Raw genomic sequence first — 17998 nt, forward strand, 5'->3', positions numbered from 1 at the left:
TAACTCATGGAGGAGGTGTCTCACAATGGACATGAACCAATATTTAAACATGTTTATTGATGAGTCGAATGATCATCTGCAATCTCTTAACGAAAATATGCTTCAACTGGAAAGCAATCCAACCGATCTAGGCATCGTTCAGGTAATTTTCCGTTCTGCCCATACCCTCAAAGGAATGGCTGCTACGATGGGGTTTGAAGACCTGGCATCGCTCACTCACCAAATGGAAAACGTTCTTGATCTGGTACGTAACAACAAGCTGGCGATGCATGAATTTATATTCGATACCTTATTTAAAGGTTTGGATGCCCTGGAATCCATGGTGCAGCACATTACAGAGGGAGGCGATGGAAAAGCGGATGTCTCCTCTATTGTATCTTCATTGCAATCTATCGTGAGCGGGGATTTCCTAAAGTCCGGCTCAAATGCTGCCACTGAAGAGTCTCCTTCTACAAAAGCAGGCACTAACGATAGTGCTGGATTGGTTTTGGACCAATTCCAGTATTCTGTACTGGAGCAATCGATTTCTGAAGGGCATCGTGTTCACTATATACAGGTAACAATCAGTTCAGAGAGCCAGTTGAAGGCGGCACGTGCCTTTATGGTATTCAACACACTGGAAAACTCTGGTGAAATCGTCAAGGCCTATCCGTCCGTACAGGATATCGAGCAGGAAAAATTCGAACAAAGCTTCTCGTTATATTACATAACGCAGAAAGAAGTTGGGGAGCTGGAAAAGGAAATCACGGGTATCTCTGAAATTGACACGGTCTCAGTGGTACAACTGGATCAGGAATCGCTTAAACAAATGAGCGAAGTTACTGCTGGACTCGCTGAGACAGCGGCGGTACAGGAAGCAGCTGTTGCCGTGCAGCCACCCGCTCCATCTCAGCCGCAGTCTCCAGCTGCGGCCTCTGTTGCCAAGCCAGCTGCAGGTAAAGCGCCAGCAGCCAAGGCGGCTGCTCCTACGCACAACCGTACGATTCGCGTAGATATTGAACGTCTGGATGTACTTATGAATTTATTCAGCGAGTTGCTCATTGACCGTGTGCGCTTAGAACAGTTAGCCAGTGAGGCTTCCAATCCAGCACTGACGGAAACGGTTGAGCATATGAGTCGTGTGAGCAGTGATTTGCAAAATGTTGTTCTCAAATTGCGGATGGTACCTGTAGATACTGTTTTCAACCGTTTCCCGCGTATGGTTCGCGATCTGGCCAAGTCGCTGGATAAAAAACTGGAATTGGTTATTACTGGAGCAGAGACTGAAATGGATCGGACGGTTATCGACGAGATTGGTGATCCTCTGGTGCATTTGCTACGTAACTCCGTGGATCATGGCATCGAGTCGGTAGCCGACCGGATTGCAGCTGGTAAACCAGAAACTGGAACCGTTCAACTGCGTGCTTTTCATAGCGGTAATAACGTATTTATCGAGATTGAGGATGATGGGAACGGGATTAACCGTGAAAAGGTACTAAACAGTGCTATTTCCAAAGGGATTTTGACAGCAGAACAAGCAGCTTCCATGACCGACGAGGAAGCTTATCAAGTATTGTTTGCTCCGGGCTTTAGTACAGCTGCAGTCATTTCAGACGTATCAGGACGCGGTGTCGGTCTGGATGTTGTTAAATCTAAAATTACCGCTTTGGGTGGTAATGTTACGGTTCACTCCACATTGGGCCAGGGCACTAATTTCTCTGTACAATTACCGTTGACTCTATCCATTATTGCAGCCATGATGATACAGATCGGTTCTGAAAAATATGCGATTCCTTTGTCTTCCATTGTGGAAACTGCGATCGTCAAGCGTAAGCAAATCCGTTCTGTGCATGGCAATAAGATGATTGCTTTCCGCGATTCTCATATCCCGCTTATCTCCTTGAGTCAGCTGTTTGAGGTACCGGACTTCAACGAAGATGAAGAAGAAGAGACAGAGGTCGTGGTCATCCGTAAGGGAGACCGTCTGGCAGCTCTTTCCGTACAGGACTTCTTGGGACAAAGTGAAATCGTCCTTAAAAATCTGGGCAAGTATCTTCCAAACATCCAAGGAATTTCAGGTGCCACGATTCTGGGTGACGGTCAGGTTGCTTTGATCATTGACCCGAATGTTTTCATTAAATAATGTCTTCATTAAAAATGAAAGAAATATGAGATTGCGGACATCAATAAGGAGGGTTTTTAAACATGGGAGAAGAAATTAAAGTTATCGTATTTAAGCTTGGTGAAGAGGAATACGGTGTTGAAGTAGAAAAAGTCCAATCTATTGAACGCATGGTGCCGATTACACGGGTTCCGAGAACTTACGATTTTGTTAAAGGTGTATTCAACATGAGAGGCGTGGTTATTCCGGTTATTGATCTTCGTGGCCGTTTTGGATTACCAGAAGCTGAATATACCGATCAAACACGTATTATTATCGTTGCTGTGGGCGAGATGCAAGTCGGCTTTATCGTGGATTCAGCGAATGATGTTATTGACCTGAATACTGACAACATTGAGACACCACCGGAAGTGGTTGGCGGTGTTAAGGCTAAATATCTTCGCGGAGTTGCTAAAATTGGTGAAGAACGTCTGTTGATTATGCTGAACTTGTCCGAAGTTTTGAACCGTAGCGAAATGAACCAACTGGAAGGTTTAGAGGATTAATATATGGAGAATCTGGGAAATCTCGAAGACTTCAAGTTGGATGTATTGAAAGAAGTCGGCAACATTGGCTCGGGGAACGCTGCTACAGCGCTCTCCCGGCTTCTCAATAAACCAGTCGATATGGGTGTGCCCAAAGTGCAAATGCTGCCCTTTGAGGAAATTGCGGACAAAGTCGGCGGAAATGAACAACTTGTTGTTGCAATATTTTTTAGAGTCGAAGGGGAAGCCCCTGGTAATCTATTCTTCATATTGCAACCTCAGGCGGCGAAAAGCTTACTTTCCCGTTTGGCGAATATTCCTTCGGATGACGAGGATAGCTTTAACGAAATGGAGCATTCAGCTCTGTCGGAGATCGGTAACATTTTAGCAGGCTCCTACCTTTCTTCGTTGGCGGATTTCACACGTTTATCCATGTATCCAACAGTCCCTGCGCTGGCACTGGATATGGCAGGAGCTATTCTCAGCTACGGACTGCTGCAGTTTGGGCAGATGGGGGATGCTGCTTTATTGATTGACACATCGTTTCTGGAAGGGCAGAATCAGATTGAGGGTCAATTTTTCCTGATTCCTGATCCAGAATCGTTCGGGAAAATCTTTAGGTCGTTAGGAGTCCCGATGAACGATGATTGAGGATAAAAGCATCATTAAAGTCGGCATGGCAGATTTAAATGTTACCAGCAACCCGAACTCGATTCGCACGACAGGGCTTGGCTCCTGCGTCGGATTGACCCTCTATGATCCTCATTTGAAACTGGCAGGCATGGCACATGTGATGTTACCGTCCTCGGATATTGCGCGTGAAGGGCAGTTGAATATTGCCAAATATGCGGATACAGCACTGCCAGAGTTATTTGAACGAATGTTGAAACTGGGTGCTGAACGGCGCAGACTGATTGCCAAAATGGCAGGAGGAGCGCAGATGTTTGCCTTTGCAGGTAGTGGAGACACCATGCGGATTGGCCCGCGCAATGTAGAATCGTGCAAGGAAATGCTTGTAGATCTGGGCATTCCTTTAATTGCGGAAGATACGGGTGGCAATTATGGACGAACGATTGAGTTGGACTCTGAAACTGGCGTTTTGAATATTCGAAGCGTACAAAAAGGTGTAAAGGAATTATAAACATGTTATTTGGTAGCTTACGCATTAATCTTTGGTCTGGAGTAGTCGGATTTATTCTGACTTTTGTGTTGTCCGTTGGCAGCAATCTGCTGACCACGAGCTTAATTCGTGGCTTAATCGCCTTCGTTTTTTGGTTCCTACTTGCATTTGTGCTGCGCTGGACACTGGGTGTGGTAGCGCGGCCAGATCTGGGTAATGCCCAAGACCGGGCAAGCTCTCAGGTAGATGGCGTAGGGGGAAATCTGGACCTGACGACACCAGACGAAAATGAAAACCTGAATGAATTGCTGAAACCGAAACCAGAGCAGACGGACGAGGGGAATAATGGTTTTGCACCTTTAAACCCACCCAAGCTGGTTTCCAACAAGGACCCTGAAGAATTGGCCAAGGCCGTTCGTCACCTGACAGACAAATAAGGAGGGTGAAGCCGATGAACGAGCGAAAAGCCGCTCATTTGAACCATTCCGAGCTGTGGGAGCAATGGAAAGAACACGGTGACAAGGAAGCAAAAAAGCAGTTAATTGAAAAGTATCTCCATATTGTGGAATATGTGTCGGGTCGTCTTGCAGTAGGCTTACCTAAAAATGTATCCAAGGATGATCTGGCGAGCAACGGTGTTATGGGTTTGATTGATGCTTTAGAGAAATTTGATTATGAGCGTGGTTTGCAGTTTGAGACTTATGCTTCTTGGCGTGTTCGCGGAGCAATTTTGGATGGTCTTCGTCAAGGAGATTGGGTTCCTCGTTCAGTTAGGGAAAAAGCGAAAAAAATCGAAGACGCCTACCAGCATTTAGAACAAAGGTATTTACGCACAGTAAGCGACGAAGAGATGAGTCATTATTTGGACGTCTCCGAGAAAGAGTTTCAAAGTATGATCCAAGAGGTCGCTGTAATGTCGATTGTCTCACTAGAGGACCCGATCCGCGAAGAAGAGTCGGAAACACGGCTTTCCCTGTTGGTAGATGAAAAGGCGAAAAATCCAGATCATAAGGTCAATGAATTCACACTGCGTGATGCCTTGGCACAAGGCATTGATAAATTAACTGAAAAAGAGCGTATCGTTGTTTCTTTATTGTATTACGAGGATTTGTCACTCAGCGAAATTGCTGAGGTCATGTCACTTTCTCCTTCGCGAATTTCTCAGTTGCATTCCAAAGCAATATTACGTCTGAGAGCGACACTGGACAAACAACGGGATTTGCTAATGCGTAAAGATTAACGTACGGGAGGTTACAGTAACAGTTAGACGGAAGGAGCACCCATGTGGAGAAGCAGTATGCTTTGGATCAGTTTTTAAAAGTGGTTGTCTCACCTGACAAACAATCCGCCTACTTGGAGTTTGCCAAACGTGAAGAAGGCTTTGCCTGTTCTGTGGAAGAATTAGAACGTTTTCTAAGCAACCAAAAAATATCCTACGGTGTAATTACCGATGCAATCCGCACATTTGCGGCAAATCCGGAAGATCATTTCTTCGGGAAATTACTGATTGCTCAGGGAAAGCAGCCGATCCACGGTACAGACGGAAAAATTAATTTGGCCGATATTGTGACCGGTGAAGATGCACATAAGCCACTTGAAACTGTGGATGGACGGGTAGATTATAAAGAATTAACTCGTTTAAGAAATGTAAAACGTGGACAACTGATTGCCGAACGAGTGGATCCTCTGCCAGGTGTACCAGGGATTGCTGTAACCGGAGAGGAAATCCCTTTTCTTCCAGGTAAAGAGGCACGCTTTAAAGTTGGAAAAAATGTAGTGATCCATCCGGAAGGCGTTGCGATGTATGCGGCTATTGATGGTTTAGTGACTACAACTGAAAAGGGCAAGCTTAATGTGTTCCCTGTGTATGAAGTGAACGGGGATGTCGATTATAGCGTCGGTAACATCGATTTTGTTGGAACCGTCGTCATTCGCGGGAATGTCTTGACCGGTTTTCGCGTTCGGGCGGCTGGCGACATTCGTGTCATTGGCGGTGTGGAAGGCGCTGAAATTGAGGCAGATGGTTCAGTGGAAATCAGCGGCGGTATTATCGGATACCATAAAGGATTTGTGAAAGCTGCACAAAATGTGAAATGCTCGTTTATACAAGATGGTAACGTGATCGCGGGAGCCGATGTGCTTGTATCCCAGAGCATCATGCATTCCCAGATCAAAGCGAGTAATAATGTAATCTGCGAAGGCACAAAAGGGCTTATCGTAGGTGGCAGTGTACAAGCTGGTAAAAAGGTAGTGGCTCGTACCGTCGGTAACACGATGTCCACAGCTACTAATATTGAAGTGGGTGTGCTTCCCGAACTGCGTGATGAACTGACAGAACTTCGCGCACGGTTGAAGCAACAGACAGACAGCCAGGATAAAACGAACAAAGCTCTTACAATATTGGATCAGCTAGCGGCTGCTGGACAGCTCGCACCTGACAGAATGGCTATGCGAATCAAGCTGACATCTACTAAAAAATCTAATGAACAGGAACTTTTGGAAACTAAGTCCAGAATGCTTGAAATAGAACGAACATTAGAAGATACGAGCCGCGCCCGGGTAGAAGTGAAAAATGTAATTTATGGTGGCTCTAAGATAGTTATCGGCAGATATACAAAATTTATTAAAGATTCTGTGGAAAGAATGGCGTTTTATTATCATGAGGGAGATATCAGCATGTCCTCCTACATGTAATTCATTACACTGATAATAATTCAATTTATTATATTTCTCGGTAGTCTGATACGGATGCCCAATCGGAAAGGGTGTGGTCCCATGAGCTTGAAGGCTGTTGAATTGCAAATTGCTGTACCTCGCACCAGTGAAGCAGGCAAATACCATAGTGAGTCCCAGCAGCGGCCAATGAATGACCAGGCATTACTTGGACAAAAGACTGCGCTGGAGACAGAGAACATGCGTCAGCGAAGCAGTGCCATAGATCAGTCTGCGGAAACATTCGTCGGTGAGAGGCAAACAGGTGGGCAGAGCAGAGATTCTTCCCAGCAGAGCCGCTCTCGCTCAGATGAGACTGAGCTACCTAAGGAGCATCCGGCAGAGCATCCGTATAAGGGACATCATATTGATTTTTCGCTCTGATCCAATGGGTGGAGAAGCGTTATAAAAGGAGACGATGGGCAGTGGATCAACCATGGATTTATATTGTTCTGCTGGGAGCCGCAGCTGTTGTCTACGCCTGGCTTCTGCCAAAGCGCCAGCCAAGCCGGGGAACAGAAGAGGCCGTCGTTCAAAAGGTTGAGGCTACATTGGAGCAATATATGGCCGATATTGAAAACGATAATGACGAGCTGATTGAACTCGTATCTGGTATGAAGCAGGAGCATGCGGTTAAGCAGGCAGCATTACAGGAGCAAGTAGCTGAGCTTCGGAATCGTATTGTGGAGCTTGAGCGTCAGGCAATGCTTGCTACCGTCTCTATGCCAATCTCAGATTCAGAAGTTTCTTTTGTAACTTTAGAGGAGCAAACGGCATTGCAAGAGCCTAAAACTGAGCAGGAACAAGAGTCCATCCGAGATCGTTATCAAGAGTTGTTCGCGATGCATGAGCAAGGCAAGTCGGTGGATTATATAGCCAAGCAATCAGGCATCCAGCGGGGCGAAGTACAGCTCATATTACAACTCGCGGAACGGGAGGATGTGATATGATCAAAAACCGCTCATTTATGTTAGGCATGGGTACTGGTCTTATCATGGGGGCATTGCTGCTGCAGCTGGCAATAATTGGTCAGGGGCAGTCGCAGCAATCTTCGGCAGACCCGAAAAACATGACGCGAGAACAACTAGAAAAGGCAGCAGCCGAGTTAAATCTTCAGATCAGTGACAGTTCTGATCCGAAAATGACAGAAGAGGAATGGCGTAATAAGCTGATCAAGGAAGGCAACAAGACTCCAGTTGCACCTCAAAAGGCTAAACCAGCTCAAACGCCTTCAACACCTAAGGTACCTGCAAACAGCACATCCTCGGCTGCTTCTAAGCCTTCGACCAGCACGTCAGTACCACAAAGTCCGAACAAGCCGGAAACTCAAAGAGCTGGCACTACAACTACTCCCAATATTCCCAAGCAGCCTGCCACTCCACAAGTGCAATATAGCATTGCATCAGGGAGCAATTTAAGAAGTGTGGCATCTGGATTGGAACGGGCAGGAGTCGTATCGGATGCTAGTGCGTTTGAGGCAGCAGCTAAGGCTCAAAAAATCAATACCAAAATTCGTACAGGCACCTATCAGTTTGCTAAAGGTGAGGATTTCAGTTCTATTATTACTAAAATAACGAAAAAGCCGTCCAACTGACCTAATAGGGAAGAGGACGGCTTTTTATTTTTTTCGATGCGAACGAAAGTGATTTTTTATTGTTTAGTTCAAAGTGGGTATGAAGCGCCCACAATAGCTTACAGCATAGCCTATTGCAATTCAGAGCTAGTTGGACATAAAAAGACCTCTGAAGGATTCAAAGGTCATCTCCTAGCGGATTACACCACGGTGTATTGTTAAAACTATCCTCAATTTGGATCAATATTCAGATCTATCGGAGAGGGATATAAAATAAATTGAACACAAATTAACGCTATGAAATAATCGATAGCGGCATTGATGAATAAAAAAACAATAAAACAATTCTATTCCTAATTTTCTCTATTCATCTTGTCCCGTATATCGGTGGATTCTCCGCTCTGGGTTATTATCCTATGCATCAGCACCATGGGTCTCGGAATGGGTTTCTCCATGATGCCGCTCAACACGCATGTTCTGAACTCTGCGCCTCGCCGCCTGGTGAGCCGAGTCACACCATTGACAACAGCGGCTCAGCAAGTTGTCCTCTCGTTCGCGGTCGCAGGCCTGACGGGTTATCTGACGTCGCAAATCGCTTCCCACACCGCAAATGCGGGAGCGGACGCGAATCCGTTGAATTCTGTCGTCGCGGGTTACAGCGATACGTTCTTCCTGTCCGCGTGCCTAACGACTGCGGGTGTAGCTCTGTCGCTCCTTCTGCGTAAACCGCAACACCAGGAAGAAGAAGGTACCGTCGGCGGGGACAGCTAGGACCCAGCGATGATGGGGCACTAATCGGGAATTGGTACCGATTTCGATCGTGTGTAAAAAGCCTTGGCCGTTAGTCGGTCATGGCTTTTTACTGTACGCCCAGCATGGCGCCATCTATATTGAACAGATGCGGCTAACAGGGCACATATTGGAACTATCTGTCCGTTCAATGCGGTGCGAGAGTCTAACACTTTATTGTCACAAACATTTTTCTAAGAAGCCAGGCAGATGGAAGTGTACGGGTTGCTTTTTACACCGTTTCAATTATTGTCGAAAAGCTGGTTGCAACGCTGCAAGTGTTATGGTATATTAATTGACGGTGTTAAAAACGCACGTCGGTTAATTTTATAAAGGGTGCTTCCAATAGGAAGTCTTTATAAAAAATGATGTCGGCGGAGGACACACAAAAAAACCAAACTTAGGAGGTGCGTGAAGATGGCAGTAATCTCCATGAAACAGCTTTTGGAAGCTGGGGTTCACTTTGGTCACCAAACACGTCGCTGGAACCCGAAAATGGATCGTTATATCTTCACTGAAAGAAACGGTATTTACATCATTGACTTGCAAAAGACAGTGAAAAAGGTTGAGGAAGCTTACAACTTCGTAAAAAGCATTGCAGCTGAGAATGGTACAATTCTGTTCGTAGGCACGAAGAAACAAGCGCAAGATTCTGTTAAAGAAGAAGCAGCACGCGCTGGTCAATTCTACATCAACCAACGTTGGTTGGGTGGTACACTGACTAACTTCCAAACCATTCAAAAACGTATTGATCGTTTGAAACAATTGGAAGCTTGGGAAGAAGATGGTACATTTGCTGTTCTTCCTAAAAAAGAAGTTATCATTCTTCGCAAAGAAAAAGATCGTCTTGAAAAATTCTTGGGCGGTATCAAGAACATGAAGGGCCTTCCAAGTGCTCTGTTCATCATTGATCCGCGCAAAGAACGTATCGCGGTTGCTGAAGCTCGCAAATTGGGTATCCCAATCGTGGGTATCGTTGATACAAACTGCGATCCAGACGAAATCGACTATGTTATCCCAGGTAATGACGACGCGATCCGCGCTGTTAAATTGCTGACAGGTAAAATGGCTGATGCAGTTATGGAAGCTAACCAAGGCGAAGAAACTACAGCATAATATTTCCAATCGGAAATATCTATACGAATTAAATGAAAAGGGTGGTTGGTAGGTGGAAAACCTCTCACTACCCTTTTTTTAAGGAATAAAGCTCGCATATACCACTGAAAATCAAATTTGGAGGGAAATAATATGGCAGTTAATGCTAGCGCAGTAAAAGAGCTTCGTGAAAAAACAGGCGCAGGAATGCTGGATTGTAAAAAAGCGCTTGAAGAAGCAAATGGTGATTTGACAAAAGCGGTTGAAGTTCTACGTGAAAAAGGACTTGCAGCTGCAGCCAACAAAGCAGGCCGTATTGCTACTGAAGGCGTTGTTGAATCCTACATCCATGCTGGCGGCCGTATCGGCGTACTGGTAGAAGTAAACTGCGAAACAGACTTCGTGGCGAAAACTGACCAGTTCAAAGATTTTGTTCGTGACATTGCAATGCATATCGCTGCATCGAACCCTCGTTATGTTCGTCGCGAAGAAGTACCACAGGAAGAGATTGAAAAAGAAAAAGAAATCCTGAAAGCACAAGCTTTGAACGAAGGAAAACCAGAAAAAATCGTTGAAAAAATGGTTGAAGGCCGCATCGGTAAATTCTACGAAGAGTTCTGCTTGCTGGAGCAATCTTTCATTAAAGATCCAGACAAAACAATCTCCACACTGATCAACGAGAAAATCAGCACGATTGGTGAAAACATCTCCGTACGTCGCTTTGTTCGTTTCGAACTGGGTGAAGGTCTGGAGAAAAAAGAAGACAACTTCTACGAAGAAGTTATGTCTCAAGTGAAACAATAATTACCAACGATCGGTAATTGCATATGAATAAACAGAAATGGAACACATCGGTGTTCCTTTTCTTGCAACAGGACACCTATCCTGTTACATAAAGAATATATGAAATTGGAGGGTGATCATTTGGAAAAACCTGTGTTTAAACGTGTTGTTCTGAAAGTTAGTGGGGAGTCGCTGTCAGGTCCTAACGGTTACGGTATTGATGCGGATACTATTGCGTCGATTGCTGAGCAAGTCAAGGACGTGGTGGAACTAGGAGTAGAAGTTGCTATTGTGTGCGGAGGCGGTAATATCTGGCGTGGTATTGCTGGAAGTGCCAATGGCATTGACCGGGCAACGGCAGATTACATGGGTATGCTCGCAACGGTGATGAACTCACTGGCTTTACAGGATGCTTTGGAACAAATTGAAGTACCTACGCGTGTACAAACATCCATCGCGATGCAACAGATTGCAGAACCTTACATCCGCCGTAGAGCTATCCGTCACTTGGAAAAAGGTCGGGTCGTAATTTTTGCTGCAGGTACGGGTAATCCGTTCTTCTCGACTGATACTACAGCTGCTCTACGTGCCGCTGAGATTGAAGCAGAAGTGATTCTGATGGCTAAAAATAAAGTAGATGGTGTGTACTCCGCCGATCCGTTTAAAGATAGCACAGCTGAAAAATATGAGCAGCTTACGTATTTAGATGTGCTTAACAAAAATCTCGGTGTCATGGATTCTACAGCTTCCTCGCTGTGCATGGATAACAATATTCCGTTGATTGTCTTTGCTATTACAGAGCAAGGTAACATTAAACGTGTCGTACTGGGTGAAAAAATTGGTACGATCGTCAAAGGGAGTGTAAATTAATGCCACAATCTGTGAAAAAGAGCGCTGAAGAGCGCATGCAAAAAGCAATCCAGGCATTGCAACGTGATCTTGCATCTTTGCGTGCAGGACGGGCAACACCAGCATTACTGGACCGTGTGCAGGTTGAATATTACGGCGCAATGACTCCAGTCAATCAGCTGGCGAATATCAATACACCTGACAGTCGGACCTTGATGATTCAGCCTTGGGACAAATCTTCTTTGGCTGATATCGAGCGTGCTATCCAAAAATCCGATTTAGGTTTGACGCCTTCGAATGATGGTAACACCATTCGTCTGAGTATTCCTGCTTTAACGGAGGAGCGCAGAACTGATTTGGTGAAGCTGACGAAAAAGAGCGGTGAAGAAGCAAAAATCGCTATTCGTAACATTCGTCGTGATGCAAATGATGATATCAAAAAAATGGAGAAAAGTGATATTTCCGAGGACGAATCTCGTAAGCATCAGGAAGATATCCAGAAGACGACTGACAAGTTTATCGCTGAAGTAGATAAAGTTTTAGCTGCAAAAGAAAAAGAAATTATGGAAGTTTAAAAAGATTGGCAGCCCCTCCCTTACGGTGGGGTTTGTCTCTTTTCAAGCCTGAGGCACATTTTCAGAGAATGCTGGAGGAACTGGAATGATCAAACGGGTTCGGTCTTGGTGGAACGGGGAACAAAAACAGCAAACACCGGCCATTTCAAAAGACAATATTCCGCAGCATGTTGCTGTCATCATGGATGGGAACGGCAGATGGGCCAAACGGATTGGAATGCCGCGGATTGTAGGGCATCAAAATGGAATGAAGGCAGTGAAACGCACAGCAATTGCAGCGGATGAACTGGGTATTAAGTATTTAACTTTATTTGCTTTTTCAACTGAGAATTGGACACGTCCAAAGGACGAAGTTGATTTTCTAATGAAACTGCCTCAAGAATTTTTGGCAATTGAGCTGGATGAGCTAGTTGAAAAAAATGTGCAAGTGCGTATGATGGGAAACAAGGAGCATTTACCTTCTCATACCGTTGAAGCGCTGACTGAAGCGACTCGACGTACCGAAAATAATACCGGACTTGTACTTAATTTTGCATTAAATTATGGCAGTCGGTTGGAGATCACAGAATGCATGCAAGCATTGGGCCGTCAAATTGAGGATGGAAAGCTGAAGCCGGAAGATATAACATCTGAGCTAATTGGCAACACGTTGCTTTCTACGGGTATGCCAGATCCTGATTTATTGATTCGAACAAGCGGGGAGCTTAGACTCAGTAATTTTATGCTTTGGCAGCTTGCTTATAGTGAACTGTGGTTTACTGATATTTATTGGCCCGAGTTTAAGAAAGAGCACTTATACGAAGCAGTGATCGAATATCAGAAAAGATCACGACGGTATGGCGGACTGAAGTAAATGGAGGATGAAAGCCGTTGAGACAGAGATTAATTACCGGTATTCTGGCAGGCATATTCTTTTTGGCAATGGTCCTGTGGGGCGGCTTGGCCTACCATTTGCTTATATTGGTGATGGCCCTAATCGGATTTTATGAGTTCGCTCGAATGACGCAGGTATCTCCTTTTGGAGGTACAGCAATACTTGGCTACGTAAGCATATTAGCATTTGTATTCCCATATCAACCTTTGGGTTTGCATTCACCGCTACCCTTTGCCAGTTTGCTCTGGTTGGTAATGATAGTGTTTATGATGATCACAGTAGGAACGAAAAATAAAATCCCGATTCAAACGGTAGCTATACTATTTCTTGGTACTGTATATATAGGATTTGGATTTTCGTATATTGCGGAATCACGTCATATGGAACATGGACTGTTATGGACTTTTTTGTTGTTGTCTTGTATTTGGGCAAGCGATGCAGGGGCATATTTTGTAGGCAAAATGGCAGGGAAGACGAAGCTATGGCCTGCGATTAGTCCAAATAAAACGGTCGAAGGGTCCATTGGCGGAGTTGTTTTAGCGCTGGTTATAGCTCTGGTATTCGCTGGTTTGTCAGGTGGACTGTTACCCTGGGGTAAAGCCTTCGGCATCGGTTTGTCATGTGCTGTTGTGGGACAACTGGGCGATTTGGTACAATCTGCATACAAACGAGTGTACGGCATCAAAGATTCTGGTAATCTGCTGCCAGGGCACGGTGGTATACTAGACCGCTGCGACAGCTGGATTGTCGTTTTTCCATTTGTACATATGCTGATGCTGCTTCCATAAGCCTGGTGATTACAACTTATGCTGAGGATCAACCTTTATACTGTTAGCCTTGCGCTATTAGAAGGATAGAATCAGCTCCATAGTTGCCTGGATAACAAACAATGAGCTCCTGATAAAAGTGATTTTCAGGATAGGAAGGTGCATCATGAAAAGAATTACGGTACTTGGTTCAACCGGATCTATTGGAACTCAAACGTTGGATGTGGTGTCCATGCACCCAGATCAGTTCACTGTTGAGGCTTTAGCAGGTGGCTCCAATATAAAGTTGCTTGCTGAGCAAGCGCGTCTCTATCATCCCAAAAAAGTGTCTGTCGGTACTCAGCAGTTAGCCGATGAAATTCGTCCTTTACTGCCTTCTGGAATCGAACTACACTGGGGAAATGAAGGACTCGTTGAGCTGGCCGCGAACACAGAGGCGGATATGGTTGTGACAGCTGTAATGGGCAGTGTCGGATTGCACTCCACGCTGGCCGCGATTGAGGCTGGAAAACAGATCGGTTTGGCCAATAAGGAAACACTGGTTACGGCTGGTCATCTGGTCACAGCGCGGGCTCGGGCGAAAGGAGTGCCGTTGCTGCCGATTGACAGTGAGCATTCAGCTATTTTCCAATGCTTGAATGGTGAGCGTATGAAAGATGTGGCACATATTACCCTCACAGCATCAGGCGGTTCTTTTCGAGATTTGACAAGAGAACAGCTGCGTGAAGTTACCGTGGAAGATGCACTTAAGCATCCTAATTGGTCAATGGGGGCCAAAATTACAATTGATTCAGCAACGATGGTAAACAAAGGGCTGGAAGTCATCGAGGCACATTGGTTGTTCGGGCTTAGCTATGAGCAGATCCATGTGCTGCTTCATCCGGAAAGCATTATTCACTCCTACGTCGAGTTTCAAGATACAAGCATTGTTGCTCAACTTGGGAACCCTGACATGAGAGTACCCATTCAATATGCATTAACTTATCCTGAGCGGATGAAGTCTCCGGCAAAGCCTCTGTCATTGGCTGAAGTGGGCAAACTCCACTTTAAGGAAATGGATTTTAATCGTTTTCCTTGTTTAAGGCTTGCCTTCGAATGTGGTAAAATGGGTGGTACAGCACCGACCGCTTTTAATGCTGCTAATGAGATTGCTGTTGCTCGTTTCTTACGTGGAGAAATTTCTTTTCTGCATATTGAAGCGATTATTGAACAGGTGCTAGAACAGCATGTCAATATGGCTGATCCTGATTTGTCTGCGATTGAAACTTGTGACCGCGAGACTCGTAGTATAGCTTCGAAGTTGTAGGTTAATGTTGGGGTCAAGAAACGAATTATGATTCTCTTGTGCGGGTTCGGAGAATAATGATAATCTAGGAAGACAAACTCGATCTCATTGAAAGGGGAACGGAAACGATTGGAAACGATTCAAATAGTGTTGATGACGGTGCTCATGTTTTTCGTCATAGTGACGGTGCATGAATGGGGGCATTATTATTTTGCCAAACGCGCCGGGATTCTGGTACGGGAGTTTGCGATCGGTTTCGGTCCGAAACTGTTCTCTTATAAAAGAAACGAGACACGATTTACGCTACGGTTGCTGCCGTTCGGTGGTTTTGCACGTATGGCGGGAGAAGATCCGGAGGTCAATGAAATTGAAACCGGACAAACGATTGCTGTACGCGTGACAGATGGCGTCGTTAAGACCATCTATTTGGACCAACTGGATAACCGCAAGAATGTAGTGCGCGGTGAAGTGTTGGAGATTGATCTGGAACAAGCGTTAACTGTAAAATTGGATGTGGATGGCGAAGATCAGCAATACACTGTACACCCACAAGCGATGATGGTAACCAAAGGACAATCCATTCAAATTGCACCGAAGGATCGACAGTATGGGAGTAAAACAGTAGGACAGCGTGCGATGGCTATATTTGCTGGACCCCTGATGAATTTTATTCTTGCCTTTATTCTGTTTGGTTTGCACATCCAGATGGTCGGCATACAAGTGGACAACCCGACGTATGTCCAAATTAGTGAAATTACAGCAGGTATGCCAGCTGCTGAAGCTGATTTGCATAAGGGAGATATCATCGAATCGGTGAACGGAGTTGCAATTGGTGCGAATGTTGAAAACATGATCAAACTGATTGCGGATTCTCAAGACAAGCCGATGAAGTGGACAGTTCGCCGTGATGATAAAACCTTTGATCTTACGATTACACCTCGTGCAATGGAAGGACAAAAGGGTGGCAAGGTGGGCATTGTGCCTGAACTTCCAAAACGCCAAGCTGGTGTAGGGGAAACATTCAAATTTGCCGGACAATCCATGGTCAGAACGACAGATATTATTTTTCAAGGATTTAGCCAGCTTATCCAACGTTTTTCTATCAATGACCTGGGAGGTCCCGTACGTACTTTTGAAGTGACGGGACAAATCGCTAAGCAAGGCATTGAGCAGTTGACATATTGGACTGCGATCATGAGTCTTTATCTGGGGATATTCAATCTACTGCCTATTCCGGCGTTGGATGGAAGTAGACTTGTTTTCCTTGGTGTTGAGGCGGTAAGAGGACGTCCTGTTGATCCGAGCAGGGAAGGAATGGTCCATTTCGTTGGTTTTGCTATGCTATTCCTGTTAATGATTGCGGTCACGTATAACGATATTTTACGCTTAATTAATGGTTAATTAGAGACGGTCATTATAAAAAATGGTCTGTATGGGAGGACATGCATTTCTATGTCGAACGATAAACAGTTTGTCGAGGAAATCACGCCGCAGAGCGAAGATTTTTCCCGATGGTATATTGATGTTATTAAAAAAGCAGAACTGATGGATTACTCGCCAGTTCGCGGGTGTATTGTATTCCGTCCCGATGGTTTTGAGATTTGGGAGCACATTAAGGAAGCTATGGATGTGCGTTTCAGAGAAACGGGACATCGCAATGCTTATTTTCCAATGTTTATCCCAGAAAGCTTTTTCCAAAAAGAAAAAGAGCATGTGGAGGGATTTAATCCTGAACTGCCATGGGTGACTGAGGCTGGTGGGGAAAAGCTGGAAGAGCGTCTTGCAATCCGTCCAACTTCGGAAACGATGATCGGTCATATGTACTCGAAATGGATTCAATCCTATCGTGATCTGCCTGTGCTAATTAACCAATGGGCTAACGTGGTGCGTTGGGAAAAACGTACGCTGCCTTTCTTGCGAACAAGTGAATTTTTGTGGCAAGAAGGTCACACAGCACATGAAACAGAAGAAGAAGCACGTGAAGAAACGATGAAAATGCTGGAAGTTTATCGTGAGGTCATCGAGGAAGTTCTAGCTATTCCGGTTATTACTGGACAGAAAACACCTTCTGAAAAGTTTGCAGGTGCGAAGGATACATTTTCACTGGAAGCGATGATGAAAGATGGACGAGCGGTACAAGCTGGAACATCCCACTATATGGGGACTAATTTTGCCGTTGCATTTGACATTAAATATTTGAGTCGTGAAAACAACCTGGAATTCGCGCATACGACTTCATGGGGAACAAGTACACGTTTGATCGGTGCATTGATTATGGTCCATGGAGATGACCGTGGTCTTGCACTGCCTCCTAAGGTGGCACCTACGCAGGTTATTATGGTTCCTATTGGACCACCTAAGAAACGTGATGCAGTTATCGCTCGTGCAGATGAATTGTTTGCCGAGTTGAAACAAGCGGGTGTCCGTGTTAAAATGGACGACCGCAGTGATGTAAGTCCAGGCTGGAAGTTTAATGAATATGAAATGCGCGGTGTACCGGTTCGTCTGGAAATCGGCCCTCGTGATATGGAAAACGGTGTTTGTGTGCTCGTATCCCGTATCAGCGGCGAGAAAAAGATTGTCCAACAGGACAATCTGCTTGAAGAAGTACACGCGATGCTCGCACAGGTACAACAAGAGATGTTTGACCGTGCAAAGAACTTCATGGAAGAAAACTTCTATTCCGTCGATACATTGGATGAGATGAAGACTCTCATGGAAGAGAAACGTGGCTTTACTTTGGCTGGTTGGTGCGGATCTGAAGAATGTGAAGACAAAGTTAAAGAAGTGACAGGCGCTACAAGCCGTAACATACCGTTTAAAACAACCGAGCAAAAGACAACATGTTTGTGCTGTGGCAAACCAGCCAAGCATACAGTAGTGTTCGCACGGGCGTACTAATAAAGAAGAGCAATACCCTATACTCACTTCATTCTCTTCGCCAACAGGAA

General features: G+C 45.1%; 19 protein-coding genes. All 19 read left to right on the top strand.

Annotated features, from left to right (window positions below):
- The first annotated feature begins 25 nt into the window (after positions 1–25).
- The 19 genes from MKX36_RS09485 to proS all read left to right on the top strand — a co-directional run bounded on the left by MKX36_RS09485 (position 26) and on the right by proS (position 17948).
- A complete protein-coding gene (locus tag MKX36_RS09485; protein WP_016820967.1) occupies positions 26–2122 on the top strand; it encodes a chemotaxis protein CheA in 2097 nt (698 codons plus the stop codon).
- A gap of 62 nt (positions 2123–2184) precedes the next feature.
- Positions 2185–2646 carry a chemotaxis protein CheW gene (locus tag MKX36_RS09490; RefSeq protein ID WP_013370696.1) on the top strand — a complete coding sequence of 154 codons (462 nt, stop codon included), beginning with the start codon at positions 2185–2187 and terminating at the stop codon, positions 2644–2646.
- Positions 2647–2649: 3 nt separating this feature from the next.
- A complete protein-coding gene (locus tag MKX36_RS09495) occupies positions 2650–3276 on the top strand; it encodes a chemotaxis protein CheC (RefSeq protein ID WP_013309909.1) in 627 nt (208 codons plus the stop codon).
- A complete protein-coding gene (locus tag MKX36_RS09500; protein ID WP_010346358.1) occupies positions 3269–3766 on the top strand; it encodes a chemotaxis protein CheD in 498 nt (165 codons plus the stop codon). Before MKX36_RS09495 ends, MKX36_RS09500 begins: the two co-directional genes overlap by 8 nt.
- Before the next feature lie 2 nt (positions 3767–3768).
- On the top strand, positions 3769–4182 hold the full coding sequence (locus MKX36_RS09505; RefSeq protein WP_013370699.1) for a hypothetical protein: 414 nt from the start codon (positions 3769–3771) through the stop codon (positions 4180–4182).
- 14 nt (positions 4183–4196) lie between these two features.
- Positions 4197–4985 (top strand): FliA/WhiG family RNA polymerase sigma factor, encoded by a 789-nt coding sequence (locus tag MKX36_RS09510; protein ID WP_016820968.1) that lies wholly within the window; start codon positions 4197–4199, stop codon positions 4983–4985.
- Positions 4986–5029: 44 nt separating this feature from the next.
- Positions 5030–6439 carry a DUF342 domain-containing protein gene (locus tag MKX36_RS09515; RefSeq protein WP_016820969.1) on the top strand — a complete coding sequence of 470 codons (1410 nt, stop codon included), beginning with the start codon at positions 5030–5032 and terminating at the stop codon, positions 6437–6439.
- A gap of 81 nt (positions 6440–6520) precedes the next feature.
- Entirely contained in the window at positions 6521–6841 is a 321-nt protein-coding gene (locus MKX36_RS09520) for a hypothetical protein (RefSeq protein ID WP_031463324.1), read from the top strand.
- A 41-nt stretch (positions 6842–6882) separates the two neighbouring features.
- The gene (locus MKX36_RS09525) at positions 6883–7407 is read left to right on the top strand and encodes a DUF6115 domain-containing protein (protein WP_107734235.1); all 525 of its coding nucleotides are present in this window, start codon (positions 6883–6885) and stop codon (positions 7405–7407) included.
- Positions 7404–8051: an endolytic transglycosylase MltG gene (locus MKX36_RS09530; protein ID WP_107734234.1), complete on the top strand. Its 648-nt coding sequence runs from the start codon at positions 7404–7406 to the stop codon at positions 8049–8051. Before MKX36_RS09525 ends, MKX36_RS09530 begins: the two co-directional genes overlap by 4 nt.
- Before the next feature lie 1185 nt (positions 8052–9236).
- On the top strand, positions 9237–9935 hold the full coding sequence (gene rpsB / locus MKX36_RS09535) for a 30S ribosomal protein S2 (RefSeq protein ID WP_013309916.1): 699 nt from the start codon (positions 9237–9239) through the stop codon (positions 9933–9935).
- Positions 9936–10067: 132 nt separating this feature from the next.
- The gene (gene tsf / locus MKX36_RS09540) at positions 10068–10718 is read left to right on the top strand and encodes a translation elongation factor Ts (protein ID WP_013370709.1); all 651 of its coding nucleotides are present in this window, start codon (positions 10068–10070) and stop codon (positions 10716–10718) included.
- Between the two features lie 120 nt (positions 10719–10838).
- Positions 10839–11567, top strand: coding sequence for a UMP kinase (pyrH, locus tag MKX36_RS09545; RefSeq protein WP_013309918.1), 729 nt, complete (start codon positions 10839–10841; stop codon positions 11565–11567).
- Positions 11567–12121, top strand: a complete 555-nt coding sequence (frr, locus tag MKX36_RS09550) for a ribosome recycling factor (protein WP_014599669.1) — start codon at positions 11567–11569, stop codon at positions 12119–12121. Before pyrH ends, frr begins: the two co-directional genes overlap by 1 nt.
- Positions 12122–12206: 85 nt before the next feature.
- A complete protein-coding gene (locus tag MKX36_RS09555; RefSeq protein ID WP_016820974.1) occupies positions 12207–12974 on the top strand; it encodes an isoprenyl transferase in 768 nt (255 codons plus the stop codon).
- A 17-nt stretch (positions 12975–12991) separates the two neighbouring features.
- Positions 12992–13783 carry a phosphatidate cytidylyltransferase gene (locus MKX36_RS09560; protein WP_016820975.1) on the top strand — a complete coding sequence of 264 codons (792 nt, stop codon included), beginning with the start codon at positions 12992–12994 and terminating at the stop codon, positions 13781–13783.
- A 145-nt stretch (positions 13784–13928) separates the two neighbouring features.
- Positions 13929–15068: a 1-deoxy-D-xylulose-5-phosphate reductoisomerase gene (locus MKX36_RS09565; RefSeq protein WP_038978128.1), complete on the top strand. Its 1140-nt coding sequence runs from the start codon at positions 13929–13931 to the stop codon at positions 15066–15068.
- Between the two features lie 108 nt (positions 15069–15176).
- Complete coding sequence (gene rseP, locus MKX36_RS09570) at positions 15177–16448, top strand: RIP metalloprotease RseP (RefSeq protein ID WP_017427940.1); 1272 nt, start codon at positions 15177–15179, stop codon at positions 16446–16448.
- A gap of 51 nt (positions 16449–16499) precedes the next feature.
- A complete protein-coding gene (gene proS / locus MKX36_RS09575) occupies positions 16500–17948 on the top strand; it encodes a proline--tRNA ligase (protein ID WP_016820978.1) in 1449 nt (482 codons plus the stop codon).
- The last annotated feature ends 50 nt before the right edge of the window (positions 17949–17998 follow it).

The organism is Paenibacillus sp. FSL W8-0439, assembly GCF_038008995.1.
GTDB classification, from domain to species: Bacteria; Bacillota; Bacilli; order Paenibacillales; family Paenibacillaceae; genus Paenibacillus; species Paenibacillus polymyxa.

Coding starts and splice junctions, on each gene's coding strand:
- MKX36_RS09485 (WP_016820967.1), top strand. CDS start 26: ATGGACATGAACCAATATTTAAACATGTTTATTGATGAGTCGAATGAT.
- MKX36_RS09490 (WP_013370696.1), top strand. CDS start 2,185: ATGGGAGAAGAAATTAAAGTTATCGTATTTAAGCTTGGTGAAGAGGAA.
- MKX36_RS09495 (WP_013309909.1), top strand. CDS start 2,650: ATGGAGAATCTGGGAAATCTCGAAGACTTCAAGTTGGATGTATTGAAA.
- MKX36_RS09500 (WP_010346358.1), top strand. CDS start 3,269: ATGATTGAGGATAAAAGCATCATTAAAGTCGGCATGGCAGATTTAAAT.
- MKX36_RS09505 (WP_013370699.1), top strand. CDS start 3,769: ATGTTATTTGGTAGCTTACGCATTAATCTTTGGTCTGGAGTAGTCGGA.
- MKX36_RS09510 (WP_016820968.1), top strand. CDS start 4,197: ATGAACGAGCGAAAAGCCGCTCATTTGAACCATTCCGAGCTGTGGGAG.
- MKX36_RS09520 (WP_031463324.1), top strand. CDS start 6,521: ATGAGCTTGAAGGCTGTTGAATTGCAAATTGCTGTACCTCGCACCAGT.
- MKX36_RS09530 (WP_107734234.1), top strand. CDS start 7,404: ATGATCAAAAACCGCTCATTTATGTTAGGCATGGGTACTGGTCTTATC.
- rpsB (WP_013309916.1), top strand. CDS start 9,237: ATGGCAGTAATCTCCATGAAACAGCTTTTGGAAGCTGGGGTTCACTTT.
- tsf (WP_013370709.1), top strand. CDS start 10,068: ATGGCAGTTAATGCTAGCGCAGTAAAAGAGCTTCGTGAAAAAACAGGC.
- frr (WP_014599669.1), top strand. CDS start 11,567: ATGCCACAATCTGTGAAAAAGAGCGCTGAAGAGCGCATGCAAAAAGCA.
- MKX36_RS09555 (WP_016820974.1), top strand. CDS start 12,207: ATGATCAAACGGGTTCGGTCTTGGTGGAACGGGGAACAAAAACAGCAA.
- MKX36_RS09565 (WP_038978128.1), top strand. CDS start 13,929: ATGAAAAGAATTACGGTACTTGGTTCAACCGGATCTATTGGAACTCAA.
- proS (WP_016820978.1), top strand. CDS start 16,500: ATGTCGAACGATAAACAGTTTGTCGAGGAAATCACGCCGCAGAGCGAA.